This window comes from Alteromonas sp. KUL49 (assembly GCF_006538345.1).
In the GTDB taxonomy this organism is placed as follows: domain Bacteria; phylum Pseudomonadota; class Gammaproteobacteria; order Enterobacterales; family Alteromonadaceae; genus Alteromonas.
The window spans coordinates 271,925-287,519 of sequence record NZ_BJKL01000004.1 but is presented as its reverse complement, the minus strand read 5'-3'; the positions used below and the strand labels follow the sequence as shown (position 1 = coordinate 287,519).

13 protein-coding genes and 3 tRNA genes are annotated in these 15,595 nt (G+C 44.6%); 7 read left to right on the top strand and 9 right to left on the bottom strand.

The annotated features are described in order from the left end of the window. Nucleotide 1: 1 nt before the first annotated feature. From ybeY to miaB, 3 genes are read right to left on the bottom strand one after another with little or no spacing between them, the layout of a single operon-like run. On the bottom strand, nt 2–475 hold the full coding sequence (gene ybeY, locus EYS00_RS09160) for an rRNA maturation RNase YbeY (protein ID WP_130636247.1): 474 nt from the start codon (nt 473–475) through the stop codon (nt 2–4). Beyond that, on the bottom strand, nt 472–1,542 hold the full coding sequence (locus EYS00_RS09155; RefSeq protein ID WP_130636246.1) for a PhoH family protein: 1,071 nt from the start codon (nt 1,540–1,542) through the stop codon (nt 472–474). The genes ybeY and EYS00_RS09155 overlap by 4 nt, the downstream gene beginning before the upstream one ends. Nucleotides 1,543–1,566: 24 nt before the next feature. Beyond that, complete coding sequence (miaB, locus tag EYS00_RS09150) at nt 1,567–3,003, bottom strand: tRNA (N6-isopentenyl adenosine(37)-C2)-methylthiotransferase MiaB (RefSeq protein WP_130636245.1); 1,437 nt, start codon at nt 3,001–3,003, stop codon at nt 1,567–1,569. Nucleotides 3,004–3,295: 292 nt separating this feature from the next. On the opposite strand from miaB, the gene EYS00_RS21170 reads away from it, so the two are divergent. From EYS00_RS21170 to EYS00_RS09130, 6 genes are all read left to right on the top strand, one after another. Continuing rightward, nucleotides 3,296–3,613, top strand: a complete 318-nt coding sequence (locus EYS00_RS21170; RefSeq protein ID WP_307723734.1) for an FAD-dependent monooxygenase — start codon at nt 3,296–3,298, stop codon at nt 3,611–3,613. Beyond that, nucleotides 3,589–4,482: an FAD-dependent monooxygenase gene (locus tag EYS00_RS09145; protein WP_307723733.1), complete on the top strand. Its 894-nt coding sequence runs from the start codon at nt 3,589–3,591 to the stop codon at nt 4,480–4,482. The genes EYS00_RS21170 and EYS00_RS09145 overlap by 25 nt, the downstream gene beginning before the upstream one ends. Beyond that, nucleotides 4,473–4,646, top strand: a complete 174-nt coding sequence (locus EYS00_RS20510) for a hypothetical protein (protein WP_165399344.1) — start codon at nt 4,473–4,475, stop codon at nt 4,644–4,646. Before EYS00_RS09145 ends, EYS00_RS20510 begins: the two co-directional genes overlap by 10 nt. A 186-nt stretch (nt 4,647–4,832) precedes the next feature. Beyond that, on the top strand, nt 4,833–5,960 hold the full coding sequence (locus tag EYS00_RS09140) for a hypothetical protein (protein WP_130636244.1): 1,128 nt from the start codon (nt 4,833–4,835) through the stop codon (nt 5,958–5,960). A 109-nt stretch (nt 5,961–6,069) separates the two neighbouring features. Next, nucleotides 6,070–7,797 carry a sulfotransferase gene (locus tag EYS00_RS09135; RefSeq protein WP_165399343.1) on the top strand — a complete coding sequence of 576 codons (1,728 nt, stop codon included), beginning with the start codon at nt 6,070–6,072 and terminating at the stop codon, nt 7,795–7,797. A gap of 19 nt (nt 7,798–7,816) precedes the next feature. Beyond that, nucleotides 7,817–10,303 (top strand): tetratricopeptide repeat protein, encoded by a 2,487-nt coding sequence (locus EYS00_RS09130; protein WP_130636242.1) that lies wholly within the window; start codon nt 7,817–7,819, stop codon nt 10,301–10,303. Nucleotides 10,304–10,374: 71 nt separating this feature from the next. On the opposite strand, the gene EYS00_RS09125 is transcribed toward EYS00_RS09130, so the two are convergent. The 5 genes from EYS00_RS09125 to EYS00_RS09105 form a co-directional block, all read right to left on the bottom strand. Then, a complete protein-coding gene (locus tag EYS00_RS09125; RefSeq protein WP_130636241.1) occupies nt 10,375–11,778 on the bottom strand; it encodes a sodium:alanine symporter family protein in 1,404 nt (467 codons plus the stop codon). Nucleotides 11,779–11,947: 169 nt separating this feature from the next. Continuing rightward, nucleotides 11,948–12,023: transfer RNA gene (locus EYS00_RS09120), tRNA-Gln, on the bottom strand. A gap of 4 nt (nt 12,024–12,027) precedes the next feature. Further along, nucleotides 12,028–12,112 (bottom strand) — tRNA-Leu (locus EYS00_RS09115). Between the two features lie 36 nt (nt 12,113–12,148). Further along, a tRNA-Met gene (locus tag EYS00_RS09110) sits at nt 12,149–12,225 on the bottom strand. A 175-nt stretch (nt 12,226–12,400) separates the two neighbouring features. Next, nucleotides 12,401–13,243: a peptidylprolyl isomerase gene (locus tag EYS00_RS09105; protein WP_242618715.1), complete on the bottom strand. Its 843-nt coding sequence runs from the start codon at nt 13,241–13,243 to the stop codon at nt 12,401–12,403. Nucleotides 13,244–13,314: 71 nt separating this feature from the next. On the opposite strand from EYS00_RS09105, the gene EYS00_RS09100 reads away from it, so the two are divergent. After that, the gene (locus EYS00_RS09100) at nt 13,315–14,424 is read left to right on the top strand and encodes a GDSL-type esterase/lipase family protein (RefSeq protein WP_130636239.1); all 1,110 of its coding nucleotides are present in this window, start codon (nt 13,315–13,317) and stop codon (nt 14,422–14,424) included. A 58-nt stretch (nt 14,425–14,482) separates the two neighbouring features. On the opposite strand, the gene ychF is transcribed toward EYS00_RS09100, so the two are convergent. Continuing rightward, entirely contained in the window at nt 14,483–15,574 is a 1,092-nt protein-coding gene (gene ychF / locus EYS00_RS09095; RefSeq protein WP_130636238.1) for a redox-regulated ATPase YchF, read from the bottom strand. Between the last annotated feature and the right edge of the window lie 21 nt (nt 15,575–15,595).

Below are 15,595 nucleotides of genomic sequence, written 5' to 3'. Positions count from 1 at the left end.
CTTACTGTGCTTGATAGGGGTCGTCTATACCCAAAGTTAACAAAATAGCGATTTCTTTGGCTTCCATTGCTTCCGCTTCGTCATTTTCGATATGATCGTAACCAAGCAGATGCAAAAGTCCATGCACTATCATGTGAGCGTAATGAGCATTGGATGTTTTTGACTGTTCTGATGCTTCACTGATGATCACTGGTACACAAATGACTAAATCTCCGAGCAGTGGGATTTCTATTCCCGGCGGAGCTTCAAAGGGGAATGAAAGTACATTGGTAGGTTTGTTTTTACCACGGTACTCATTATTGAGCCCTTGAGATTCTTGTTCGCCTACGAAGCGTACCGTAAACTCTTGCTCGTCTAGCGCCTCTGCAGTGAGTACCGCATTTGCCCATAACTGAATATCTGCAAGAGGAGGGATGGACGCTATACTATCCGAGTCCCCCTCGTAGGCTTGCTGTAAGTCGACGATTGCGCTCACTCGTCATCACCACTATTGGCATTCGACCCAGAGTTATCTTCAGCCTGCTGTTTGAGCGCTTGCTCTTTCTTCTCTTTGCGAATGCGCTCTTGTTCAGCGTCGTGTACTTCGTAAGCTCTGACGATACGAGCAACCACTGGATGCCTCACAACATCATCGGCATTGAAGAAATTAAACGATATGTCGTTCACGCTTTCAAGCACTTGAATCGCATGTCGTAAACCTGAACGTGCACCGCGAGGTAAATCGACTTGGGTGATATCCCCTGTAATTACCGCTTTTGAATTAAATCCTATGCGGGTGAGGAACATCTTCATTTGTTCAACAGTGGTATTTTGACTCTCGTCCAAAATAATAAACGCATCATTTAATGTACGACCACGCATATAGGCTAGGGGAGCCACTTCTATGACGTTCCGCTCCATGAGCTTTTCGACTTTTTCAAACCCAAGCATTTCAAATAGCGCGTCGTATAAAGGGCGCAAGTAAGGGTCGACTTTTTGTGACAAGTCACCAGGTAAAAAGCCGAGTTTCTCTCCGGCTTCTACCGCTGGACGAGTGAGCAGAATCCGACGAATCTCTTGGCGCTCTAGGGCGTCTACTGCAGCGGCGACGGCTAAATATGTTTTACCGGTACCCGCAGGGCCAATACCAAACGTAATATCATGGTTGATAATATTGGCTACGTACTGGCCTTGGTTGGGGTTGCGAGGCTTTATAACACCGCGCTTGGTCCGGATGTTGACTTCTTTTCCGTAGGCATGTGTCGACTCTTTCTCTAACACTCGAGCTTCCTGAATGGCCAAATGAACTTGCTCAGGCTCTAGTTCAGGAATGCGCCCTTTAATCGGTTGAGTCTCGATATAGAGTAACTTGAGTAATTCGGCGGCACTATTCATTTGTTGTGGCTCACCTAACACCTTGAAGTCATTGTTGCGATAGGTGATCTCAACGCCGAGTCGACGTTCTATTTGTTTGATATTGTCATCAAACGGGCCACATAAACTAGACAGGCGCTTTGCATCTGCCGGTTCTAAACTAAATTCGCTGCTTACCAAAGTACTCAAGTTTCTTATTTCCTCTCTAATCTTTTATTGAGACGGTGTGTATTGACCAACACCGAGTTCATCTGGCTGGTTAGGTTGATGTTTCGCCACAATAGATTGAGGAGAAACTGCAACGCGTAGTCCCATATCTTTTTCACGACGAACTAGCTCACCACGAAGTGAGTTTGTGAATACGTCAGTAATTTTTACATCCACGAATTCACCAATCATATCCGGGCTACCTTCAAAGTTAACCACACGATTGTTTTCAGTACGTCCTGAAAGCTCCATTGGGTTTTTCTTTGATGGTCCTTCAACAAGAATACGTTGTTCTGTATCTAGCATGCCACGCGCAATGCGAAGTGCTTGTTGAGTTATTCGTTGTTGAAGCAAGTAAAGACGTTGTTTCTTGGTGTCTTCTGTCACATCGTCTACGGCATCAGCTGCTGGAGTGCCAGGACGCGCACTGTAAATAAAGCTGAAGCTCAAGTCGTAATTTACGGCTTGAATGAGGTCCATAGTAGCTTCGAAATCTGCATCGGTTTCACCTGGGAAACCAATGATAAAGTCTGACGACATACAGATATTTGGGCGAACTTTACGAAGACGACGAATTTTAGACTTATACTCAAGCGCTGTGTGACCGCGCTTCATAAGGTTGAGTACGCGGTCTGAGCCGCTTTGTACGGGTAGATGAAGGTGATCGACTAATTCTGGAATAGACGCATAGGCTTCGATGATGTCGTCGGTAAATTCTACCGGGTGCGATGTGGTGTATCGAATACGGTCAATACCATCTATGCTGGCAACTAGTTCTAACAACTCAGAGAAGCGGCAAACCGTGCCATCGTGATGATCACCGCGGTAAGCATTTACGTTCTGACCCAGCAAATTCACTTCACGTACGCCTTGCTCAGCAAGCTGTGCGATCTCAAGTAATACGTCATCTACTGGGCGGCTGACTTCCTCACCTCGAGTGTAAGGAACCACACAAAAAGTACAGTATTTCGAACAACCTTCCATAATCGATACGAATGCCGTAGGCCCTTCAGCGCGTGGCTCAGGTAAACGATCAAATTTCTCTATCTCGGGGAAGCTAACGTCGATAACTGATTTGGCACCGCCGTTAATTTCGTTAATCATTTCTGGGAGGCGGTGAAGGGTTTGTGGACCAAATACTAGGTCAACGTAGGGCGCTCGCTGCCTGATGGTGTCACCTTCTTGTGACGCTACGCATCCTCCCACACCTATAATCAAGTTGGGGTTGTCTTGTTTTAACGTTTTCCACCGACCTAGTTGGTGAAACACTTTTTCTTGTGCTTTTTCACGAATCGAACAGGTGTTGAGCAAAATAACGTCTGCATCTTCTGGCTCTTGCGCCGCAGTGAATCCGTGAGTCGTATCTAATAGGTCAGCCATTTTCTCCGAGTCATACTCGTTCATTTGGCAGCCCCACGTTTTTATATACAGCTTTTTAGTCATAACAACTATTCATCAACCTGTTGTAGCATCCTGTAACGCACTGACATTACGTATTTTTAAGTTCGCTCAGCACCTTGCTGATATTGCCGTGGCGTAGAATCAGGGAATATGTTCAAAATAGCCGCGTATTTTAGCGCTAAAGAGGGTCGTTGCCCAGTACTATGAACGAATAGACCAAGATTTTAATGTACAGGTTGCCCGACTTAATCTAACGCAAGCGTCGATTCGTTTTTAGTTAACTATGAGGGTGTAAATGAGTAATATTACCTAGCGTATGCATACAGGAGTGAAGATGTACGATTTTTGTATCAATGGTGGAGGTATGGTCGGTGCAGCTACGGCGCTTGGTTTAGCAAGCAAGGGCTGCCGCGTCGCGATAGTCGAGCCGCATATGCCCTCGCCATTCGATCGGGAAAGTAAACCAGATATTCGGGTATCAGCAATCAGTCAGACATCGGCTGATTTACTGGATGCCCTTGGAGCATGGCGTCATATCGCAGCCATGCGGGTTAAAACCCTACACCGGACTGAGTGTTTGGGAAAAACGCTGACTCACGCACTGACTTTACCGCAAGCAGTATTGGCATGCCTCAATTGGGCTATTTTGTAGAGAATCGCCTGATTCAGTTGGGCTGTCACCAAGCACTAAAAGCGTTCGATAACGTTGTGTGGTTTACTGATGACCATATTACTGATTTGTCTATTGGCACAGATAGTTCAACTATCACAGTAGGAAGTCAGTCTTTTGAGGCGCGCTGGTTGATAGGGGCGGATGGGGCAAACTCTCATGTTCGTAACGTTGCTCGTATTGGACAAGCAGGTTGGCAGTACAGGCAACATGCCATGGGTATCTTGGTCGAAATGGCTAACAAAGCCGAACCAATAACGTGGCAGCAATTTACACCGACGGGCCCTAAAGCATTTTTGCCTTTATTCGGTCGTTACGCGTCGCTTGTGTGGTATGACAGTGAGAATACGCTGAATGGTCTTAAAAAACTCTCGCCTGATCAGCTCAAAGCCAAGATTATATCTGAGTTTCCAGACGAATTAATGCTTAACAATAATGATTTCGATGTGCTGGAGTGTGCTTCTTTTCCTCTCACGCGTTCTCATGCAACTAAGTATGTCTCTCAATCGTCTATCTTGATTGGCGATGCTGCGCATACCATTAATCCGCTTGCGGGCCAGGGAGTTAACCTCGGATTTAAGGATGTGAGTGCGCTACTCGATTGTGTGGAGCGTTGTTCAGACATTAAGTCAGTAGAGTTTTCAAACTTGCTAATTACTGATTATGAAACTCCAAGACGTAGAGATAACCTATTAATGATGTCTGCGATGGATGGGTTTTATTCTGTGTTTAGTAACTCAAATTCTTTGGTATCTTCAGCTAGGAACAAGGTATTAAAACTTGTACAACGCTTTACCCCTCTAAAACAACAAGTGCTGGCTTATGCAATAGGAGCTCAAAAATGGAAGTGATAATTTTACTAGCAGTACTTTTCGGACTGTTGGCTATTGTGGTACCGCTATTAGAACGCTCCAAAATGCGTATTAGTAACGAAGATGCTGCAAAATGGGCCCGTTGGATATGGCCCCTTATGGGGATTTTACTCTTTATACAGCTCATTCGAATGCTTTTTTAAATCAGGTTCGTGTCGTTTATTGCTTTGTAATTGTAAATTAATTGTCAATAAAATTTACAATTGTAATTGAGCTAAAGTTAAAGGTGTTTAAATTTCAGTCAGTTATAAAATGGCATAAAAATGGCTTAGACCTAAGTATAAAGCGAACCTTCTAGTGGTAGCGGAAATACTAAGGAAAAACTGGGCATGAAAAACACCGTTAAACTCACACTTGTCTCTGCAGCAGTTGCCGCTGCGTTCTTATCTTCCACAGCTCATGCAACTCACTTTCGTGGGGCCGCGGTTGTTCCAAGCGTAAGTGCTACTGGCCTTGTGTCTGTTGACGCTACATCGTTTTGGCGACTTCAAAATGGTACTTCTGCAGGTAGCTTCCCTCATAGCGGTATTGCAAGTTTATCCGTAAGTGGAGGGGTTGGCAGTGTCAGCCGCACTACAGTCACCCAGAACACGAGCGATACCCGAAGAGCTGCCGTGTTTGAAGATTTTAGTTTTCAGCTGCCCTCTGCTGGTTTGTATACCATTTCCTGGGGCTCAAGTAGCTGGGTGGGCGGCGTTCCAAATGCTCGCAATAGTTACGGTACTACGTCCTCTATTTTCTGGGATGGAAGTAATGCTAACTCACCCATTGTTTTCGATATAGAAAATATTCAACAAGAGGTTGTTCGAGGAACGACATATAGCGACAATTTAGATGTGATCGGTAATGTTACCTACGACGATACGCATCTCTCTTTAGGAATGACTGCACAAGCTTCTGGCTACAGTATTGATAGTACGGGTCAAATAACGGTTACTAATCCACAATTCGCTGACAATTCGGGTAATGATGGTGCCGACCAAGCCTTCAGTGGCACCATAGACGCTGCTGACGGAAGTTCCGTAGAATTTGTATGGCTTTTTGATGCGGTTGATACGGGCACTGTCACGAATCAGGCTCCAACGGTGGTTGACGATGTAGTTAATGCGCTTGTAGGCGATACGATATCTGAAACCATTGTCATGACGGACCCTGATTTGGATACTGTGACGGGGTCGTTTGTGAGTTTTCTTGATAGCTCGGGCGGTGCGGTTAATGCCTCCACCTATAGTTTCACTCCTGGAACATACGCTTTTGAGTGGGATTCAACTGGCTTTGCCGCAGGTACATATCAAGCGGTATTTGAAGGCACTGATGGCAGCCTTACCGACCGCGGTACACTCACTATCAACTTGACTGAGCCAGTGGCCGCGGTATCCGCACCATCTATCTTTGCTCTTGGTGGGTTAGCTGGGTTATTTGTGTTCCGTTCCCGAAGAAACAAGCGTAAGCTTTAAGTACTCATTCGTTTTCGATGAAGGCAGCCAATGGGCTGCCTTCCTTATTGAGTGGTCATAAATGCCTCGATGTCAGTGTGGCAATAATAAAACACCTTCGTCGTGTTGCTTGATAAAGATATCTAGCAAGCCGTGGACAGGCTTACCTAAAAAAGTCCTTATTAAGCAAGCGTTATCCGATGCTCAGAGTCTCGCACAGCAGGGTAACTGGCGACTGTGCCTTGATATATGTGAACATGTAGAACGTAAGGTTAAAGACCATCCTCAAACGATTTATTTGAGAGCCTTACATGCTGCTTCACTAGGTCATGCCGCTAAAAGTGCTGTGCTTTTTAAGTCAATTTATGACAGTCAAAACGGTAAACTTCCGTACCTGCTTAACTATGCCAATGCACTTTATCAGTCTGGCAACCGCGCCGATGTTTTAACGCTCATTGAAGCTAATGAGAAAGCCTTTTCTTCTGATTTGAGAGGCTTAAAGTTAGCAGTGGATATTTACACGTATTTAAACCAAAACAAGTGTGCTGCTAAATACATTCGCACCTTGATAAAAAAGCAACCTGATGAAGTAGTACACAGATTAGCGTTAGCAAACACTTACCATCGTTCACTCGATGACGAAGCAGCGCTCGCAGTGCTCGACGACGCGTTGCGAAAGTTTCCAAATCATCCTGAGCTGCTATTTACCAAGGCGAGTATTTTGGAAATACAGAATACTGATCAACAGGCGTTAGACCTTGTTATTGATATACTCGAGCAAGGTAACCATAGTGCTCATGGGTATATTTTAGCGGCAAAACTATCCAGAAAACTCAATCGCATGAGCGAGGCATATCAGTATCTAGATAAGGCTAAACAGGAACTATCAAATAGCAACCAAGATACACAACGTGCATATCTAGGTGAGCGTTTAGCACAGGCAAGACTATCAGGGAATTACAAATTAGCGTACGAAACCGCAGTAGCGCAAAAACAGGGTAGAAAGAAATCAACTGATAGGGATTGGCAAATATTGGAGAAACACCGGGCATGCGTGTCTCAATTTGTACCCTCGACCCGCGTAGTAAAAGAGGAAAGTGATAGCAGCTCGCCTCATCTATTTATTGTTGGCTTTCCGCGCTGTGGCTCAACGCTGTTAGAAAGGTTGCTTTGCTCGAATTTTGTAGCGAGCAGTTACGGTGAGTCAGATGTGATACCGAGAGTCATTTCTTCTCTCACTGTTAACAAGACTGATGAATGGTGGAGCTTAGCTGACGATGCATGGAATTGTGCGAACCAAAAAACGTTGAGCGATCCTACTTACTATGACCAAAGCACAGCTAGTGTAGACAAAAACCTATTTAATGGGCTTCGAATACCTTTTATACGTCATCTTGATACAAATGCAGTGGTAATTAGGTGTCTTAGAGATCCACTATCAATAGTTATGTCTAATTTTTTTGCTAATTATATGCAATACGAACCTTGGCAATACTCGGTTGAAAGCATTACCAAGTTTTTATTCCATGTAGACACTGTGTGGGACGCTACCGTAAACCCGTGTGATGAACGGATTGTGACGGTAAAGTACGAAGAGGTAACACAGCGCAACGGTATACCATCAACGCTTGATGTTTTTTTAGGTAAGTACTGGGGCGCTCAAAGAGTGGAGCGCGGTGTGATTAAACAACGAGCTTTGGCATTCTCCACGAGAACCGCTTCGTACGAGCAAGTTACAAAGAACATCACAACAACAGCAAACGATGAATATAAGCACTATATTTCTATGATACCCCCATCAGTTAAAATAAAAATCGCTGAACTACAGGAAAAGTGGGGATACGAACTGGCAGTTTGATTTATGTTAAGGACACTTTATGTCGTGTACTGTTCGAGGAAAATTGCGTTTAGTAGTTAAGTCTATAGCCTTTGCGACGGCGTTGATAACCGTATTATTGTCAACAAGCTTGCATGCTGGTCTAACCGCTACTCCAACTGAATTAGAAAAGCGGTATAGTTCAGGGATTTGGTCAGACTCTGGTTTGATGGAATTACTTTCAAAAAGTCAACTTAACGATATTAATCGCGGTATGGCTGAATATATCGTAGCCCCCCCATTGCAAGATAGTGTTAAAGATCCGGAAGCACTTTCGTTTATAGCTCAGCTCATGTTAGCAGGTGATCCAAGAGCATCTCAAGGATTGGCAAATTACCTTAAACGTTACCCTGAAGATATGTACGGCCTTTATCTGGCATCCGTTGCACTGATCAAACAAGAGAAGTTTTCTCAAGCTGAAGCTGCGCTAAAGCGTGTTATCAATGCTTATCCTGATTTTAGTACGCCCTATGTTTTGATGGGAATTATGGCGTTCAATGAACAGCGATACGCCAAGGGTGTTCCTCATTTTAATCGAGCAGTAAGTGCCGAACGGCCAGATTTACGTGGTTATAAGTATTTAATTTGGTTCAACTTACAGCAAGGCAACATTTCCGATGCTATTGATTACACTGAGCAACGCAATCAGTGGCTAGACGGTGAGGCACTATCGTTAGAAGTACTCGAGCTTGCAGAGCTTTATCGGGTAGCGCAGCGATATGTGGACATTACGCATCTGCTCTCGCCTTATGAATCTTTACCAGTGATGAATGATGAGAATAACCTTCATTACGAAGCGAAAATAAGGCTGCTGGAAGCCTACAGCCTTATTGGCGAAACTGCGAAAGGTCTGGCGGTCTACAGTTCGATAAGTCAAACAGACGCTGTTAAGTTGTTTCCATCATTATTAGCGCAATCCCGACTGTTAAACCAACAGGGCAATCACGACGAAGCAATTGCTCTGCTAGAAGGACTTGAGCCACGGTCTAACCAGCTTATTCGCTTGAAGGAACTTGAATTATTAAAGAGTTACACATTAGCAGGTAATAATAATGGCCAACAAATAGCAGTCGCGCGCTACTTTGACAGCCTATCTCGTCCACTGCAGCCATCGGAAATAGCGCCACTAGGCGAATTTTCCATGCAAGTCGGCCTTGGTAACTCATTGATTCAATTGGTAATGAGCGAACTAAACGAGTCAACTAACAACCTATCAACATTACTAGTGTTGTCTGATTTGCATCTTGCGGCAGGCGACACCTACGAGGCAAATCGATTGCTGTCTCAAGGATTAGTGAAATACCCCGATGCACACGAAATACACTACAGACAAGGAGTGCTGTTTTACAACGATATGCAAAATGATGAGGCAAAAGCGGCTTTTACAAAGGCGACTTCTCTGGCTCCTACACAGATCGATTATTGGATGGCGTTGATTGGTGCTGCGCATGATCATCGAGAACATAGTCACTCGTCTGGTATGGCCGCAAATGACCACAAATCCGTATTGCCACTTTTTGACCAAGCAATCGCTGCAAACCCTTTATCTTCAGAACTCTATTACGAAAAGGGGCTTACGGCCTATTCTGGAAGCGAACTCGCACTGGCACAGGAGCTATTCGCAAAGTCAGTTTCACTTACACCATTTAGTGTCCCCGCACTAGCGATGCAGGCGATGACGATTATTGATAGTGATGGCGATTTGTCTTTGGCGTCTGCCTTGCTTGATAAGGCCAGTAATATCGATAGCACTAACCCAGCAGTCATCGATACTCAAGGCTGGCTGTTAACAAAGCAAGGAAGTCTTGATGAGGGTAAAAGTGTGCTAGAAAGAGCGTTGGCTCTTATGCCATCTGATGAAGCTGTGCTGGCTCACTTGGCTGTTAATCGAAAAATGATGAGCGATACAAAGGGGGCTTTGGATTATTCACTTTTAGCACTTCGCGGTAACTTACCTGATCATATGGAAACACCGCTCCGAGAAATTTTGACAACACTCGATCCAAGAGACGTTCTACAGTTTCCTATTCACAAAATTAATAATTTAGGTGTAGCTCAATCATTGGGTACTGCTGAAATCACTGCCGTGGATGAGGGAGTCATGGTAAAGGTAGATGCTGAAGGCCTTCCACCAGGTCTCAATGGATTGCACTTTCATGAAAACCCTTCATGCGATGCGGGAATGCTAAATGGTGAGCAAAAAGCGGGTCTAGCCGCAGGTGAACACTATGGACACGATATGACTATGATGGCAGGTATGGATATGTCTTCCATGACGCCAGAACAGCACCGCATGCACATGGCGATGATGAAGCCTAAAGGAGACTTGCCACCTTTAGAAGTTGATGAGAGTGGGAGTGTTGTAGCGCCTGTGATAGGTAAAGGGCTCACTTTAAATGAGTTAAGAGGCCGTTCTCTAATGATACACAGAGGGCCCGATGTAGATGGTGTTTCTGGCCCTAAATACGCTTGCGTAGTGATTGAGTAGTTGTACGGAAAAGCAACACACTTTTTACTGCACGCCGAAAAGTGTGTTGCTTATCATTAAGCGCCAATGGCTTACCAAATACCTTCTTCTGACTTACCTTGAATTTCACAGTCGCCAGTTTTGTACTCAGGTTTTTCACCCTTATCATGCTTTGTAAAGTAGTCTTTGCTGATTGATACAATCGTAGGTGTCATCCATACAATGGCAATGATGTTAATGACCGTCATTAATCCTAGCGCCATGTCTGCCATTGCCCACACTTGAGGTAGGGCTGCTTGCGCACCCCAATAAATCATTGCGAGGTAACCGATAGTATAGGCAGCGCGACCAGCACGGTTGTCCAGTTTAAACATGTGCAGGTTACTCTCGCCATAGGCGTAGTTAGCAACCACTGAGGTAAATGCAAATAAGCTGATTGCTGCTGCAACAAAGTCAGTGCCGCCAGTGCCTAAATGACTACTCATGGCTTCTTGAGTAAGACGAATACCTTCCATTTGATCAGAGCTAGAGCCGCCAGCAAGAAGGATGATGAATGCAGTGGCCGTACATAGGATCATAGTGTCAATGAATACCCCCAGCATTTGTACATACCCTTGCGAGACTGGGTGGTTAGGGTAGGGAACCGCACTTGCAGCAGCATGGGGAACTGAGCCGCTACCAGCTTCATTAGAGTATAGCCCTCGCTGAATACCGTTCTTTATCGCCGCTCCCAATGCGCCTGCACCGGCCTCTTGAAGACCGAACGCAGATTTAACAATATCTAGTAGCATGGCGGGGAGTAAATCTATGTTTAGCACGGTAATGACCAACGCCACTGAAACATAACCCACAGCCATGAACGGCACCACGTATTCAGCAAATCGCGCAATGCCTCGCAAGCCGCCAACTACGATAAGTGCAGCCATTACAATGATCACAATACCGGTATATTCACTGGGGAATTGATACGCATTATTCAGTGCATCTGTAATGGTGTTGGCTTGTACCGCACTGAACACGAATCCGTAGCCAAAAAACAAAAACAGTGAAAACGCTACTGCGAGCCATGTTTTGTTCAAACCTTGTTTTATATAATAGGCTGGCCCACCACGAAACTCGCCGTTTTCATCTTTAACTTTATAAAGTTGGCCTAAAACACTTTCAGCAAAGCCGGTGGCCATGCCTAAAAGTGCAATCATCCACATCCAAAAAATAGCACCAGAACCGCCCAGAGATATTGCCACGGCGACACCAGCCAAGTTTCCTGTGCCCACTCGTGCAGACAAACTAGTACACAATGCCTGAAATGCACTAATGCCCTCACTTGATGATTTGTTACTACCTTTGAGTAGGGTAAACATATGACCGAAATGGCGTATTTGGACACCACCGAGCTTAACGGTAAACCAGACACCACAGGCGATAAGCATGAAAATAAGAACCTGGCCGTTGCCCCAAAGCACATTATTGACGGCCGATACAATGTCGTTGATCACAGAAATTCCCTTGTTGTTTTATTTATAGTCGCGCTGAATAGCGGGTAGTAGGCATATTTTTATTATTGTGTATGGCTTTATACTATCACGGAGGGGGAAAGATTGAAGTGATTAAAATTAAAGGTCGGTAGAAAGTAAAAAACCGGTCATAAGACCGGTTTCTTGAATATGGCTGGGGTAACAGGACTCGAACCTATGAATGGCGGGATCAAAACCCGCTGCCTTACCAACTTGGCTATACCCCAATAATGGTGCGGAAGGAGAGACTTGAACTCTCACGCCGTGAAGCACTGGAACCTAAATCCAGCGTGTCTACCAATTCCACCACTTCCGCGCAGTCAGACTTTCCTTTAAGAGTGTAAAAAAAGAGTGGTGGCTATGGCGAGATTCGAACTTGCGACCCCATCATTATGAGTGATGTGCTCTAACCAACTGAGCTACATAGCCTCCGGGTTTTTTTCTTTTCCCTCTCAGGAAGTGGCGCGTATTATGCTGATATGAATGCGCACCGTCAACCCCTTTTTTACTAACTTTTTCTAAGTGCTCAATATCTGTTCTTTGCAGTCGTATTTATCAGCAAACTGGGTTTAAATTGAACATAATTGGCAAAATAAAGGCATTGCTACCAAGGTGTTGAGGTAACTTTGAGTTGGTGATAACACACATCAATGGCTCTTGGGCCGAAAATATTGTCGTGAAAAAATGGGTTATCTAGATTTCTACCCGTATTTATTCGTTTTTCATACTCAGGGTGACTGGTTTTTTGGATGAAAATAGGGCGATCGGCACCTATAGTGGCTGAAATGATTTTATTTTTCTCTTCCATTACATCCAACACGCCAGCATTTTCCATATTGCCACGTAATAGGCTTTGCAACACAGGCATACCGCTTACTACTTTACCTATCACCGACATGTTTCTGTCCAGATGGCGGGGTGCTTGCCCTATTACCGCATAAAATTCTGTGCTTGCTGTGTCTTTAGCAACATCTCGAGCAAAAGCGACCGTGCCAGGGCAGTGTAAACCCCACATTTCGTTACGCTCGGTATCTAAGCCAACGGGAAAGCCAACTAAAAAGCCTGTTGCGGGTGCGAACATATCGTTATGTTCTATCACCACGACGTCTTTTGACGGCTTAACGACGAATTCTGCGTCTAGTGTCCCAGAATTTCTTGTGTCTTCTGAGTGATTGCCGTTACTTCCGCCTTGAGCAACAAATCCGTCGACTACTCGGTAAAAAAATTGGTCGTTAAAGAAGCCTTGAGCCGTCAGTGCTTTAAAACGCTGCACATGTTTCGGGGCCAGTCGTTCTGAAAGAGCAAAAACTACGTTGCCTTCTAGGGTTTCAAGTGTAATCAAATCCTCATTGGGCACAGAGTACCAATGTTGATCAATGTTCTGTTCTTGTGCTCCGCTTTTTACAGCAACGAGTAGCATCAGCGTTATTAATGTCGACTTCATCATATAATTTTCGTTATCTTTGTTGATGGAAAAGGGCCTTTGAAAAGCCATGTACAATCGTTATAAGGATTACTGTGAATAGATTACTACAAAACATCAAGGTGTCTAAGGTACTCAGCACAATACTGATGTTGCTGAGTTTTCATGCGAATGCGCTTAATCCAAATGGTAATTACTCTTCAAATAGTGATGAGTTTAGATACAGTGGGAGAATAAGCTTTAATCAAGAAAGTGCTTATTTAACATGGCCTGGAACCAGTGTGTCGTTTTCGTTTTCAGGGCGCAAACTAGTGCTCGATTTAGATGATGATACGGGTAACAACTACTTCAATGTGATTATTAATGACAATCAGGACTTTCCTTTAGTGTTGAATACGAAGAAAGGACGGCATCAATACGACATCAGCTATGCAATAAACACTGATGTTTCCTCTGTAACACTCTTTAAAAGAACGGAAGGGGCAGAGGGCGGTACGTTTTTCCATGGTGTTGCTCTTGATAGTGAAGAAGTACTTTTAGACAGTGCTCTAGTATCAAGGAGGAGGATCCTTTTTTATGGTGATTCGATTACTGTGGGTATGGGCAATGAGGCTGCTGATAATAATCGGGATAATTTAGCCTCAGAGAAGAATCACTACCTGTCTTATGCTGCGATCACAGCCCGAAATCTCGACGCTGAGTTTCACTCTATCGCTAAGAGCGGTATCGGCTTTATGGTGAGTTGGTTTGATTTCATTATGCCTGAGTATTACGACCAACTGACTGGCGAGAGTAATAATGATTCAACATGGGATTTTGAACAATGGCAACCTCATGTCGTGGTGGTTAATTTGGGACAGAACGATAAGTGGCTTATTGAAAATGAGCGAAAGTTGTTGGCAACACCTCAGGAAATTCAGAACGCCTATGAAGCATTTATTCGAGAGCTGATGCGACTGCACCCTGATGCAACCTTTGTATGTGCTATAGGAAGTATGGACGCTTCTCGCGATGAGCGTTGGCCCGGATATATTGATAATGCAGTCAATAAGATAAAAGTATCACCAGATAACGAGGGAGATAGCACGCGCATCTATACGACTGTCTTTGAGTTTAATGGATACGGTGCGCATCCAAGAGTTGCTCAGCACCATCAAAATGCCGAGAAGCTAACCTCAATACTAAAAACAGTGATGGGCTGGTAGGTTTACCTTTTAAAAAAATCCCAGCTAAGGCTGGGATTTTTTAACGATAATTGGCGAGTTACACGTTAAAGCGGAAATGAATGACATCACCGTCTTGTACAATGTAATCTTTACCTTCTAAACGCCACTTACCAGCGTCTTTAGCGCCTTGTTCACCGTTGAACTCAACATAATGGTCGTAGCCAACGATTTCTGCGCGAATAAAGCCTTTTTCAAAGTCGGTGTGTATTTTACCTGCTGCCTGAGGTGCGGTTGAACCGTCAGGGAAGGTCCATGCACGTACTTCTTTTACACCTGCCGTAAAGTAGGTTTTTAGCGTAAGTAGGTTGTAACCTGCGCGAATAACACGATTAAGGCCTGGTTCTTCAAGGCCCATATCTTCCATGAATTCGTCACGTTCTTCGTCGTCAAGTTCAGCAATTTCTGATTCAATTGCAGCACATACCGCAACAACCACAGCGTTTTCTTGCGCTGCAATTTCTTTGACTTTGTCTAAGTAGGGGTTGTTTTCAAAACCGTCTTCGTTGACGTTTGCAACATACATGGTTGGCTTAAGTGTGAGCATGTTCATGTAGCTGATGGCTGCCAATTCTTCAGGGCTAAGCTCTACAGAGCGGAGTAACTTGCCTTCATCAAGGTGTGGCTTGATCTTTTCAAGCACTTTAAGTTCGTACTTGGCATCGGCATCACCGCCTTTAGCGCGCTTAGCTACGCGAATGAGAGCCTTTTCTGTGGTCTCTAGATCAGCAAGTGCAAGCTCAGTATTGATGACATCAATATCGTCCTGCGGGCTTACTTTACCTGCAACGTGAACAATGTTTTCGTCATCAAAGCAACGCACCACGTGTCCGATGGCATCGGTTTCGCGAATGTTAGCGAGGAACTTGTTACCTAGGCCTTCGCCCTTTGAAGCGCCTTCTACCAGACCCGCAATATCCACAAACTCCATGGTGGTGGGAATCACTTTTTCTGGGCTTACAATAGCGGCTAATTTGTCCAAACGTAGGTCTGGAACAGGCACTACGCCAGTGTTAGGCTCGATGGTACAAAAAGGAAAGTTAGCTGCTTCAATGCCCGCTTTAGTCAGCGCATTAAACAATGTGGACTTACCCACATTTGGCAAGCCTACGATACCGCATTTAAAACCCATGGTCGTGGATCCTTGTTAGAA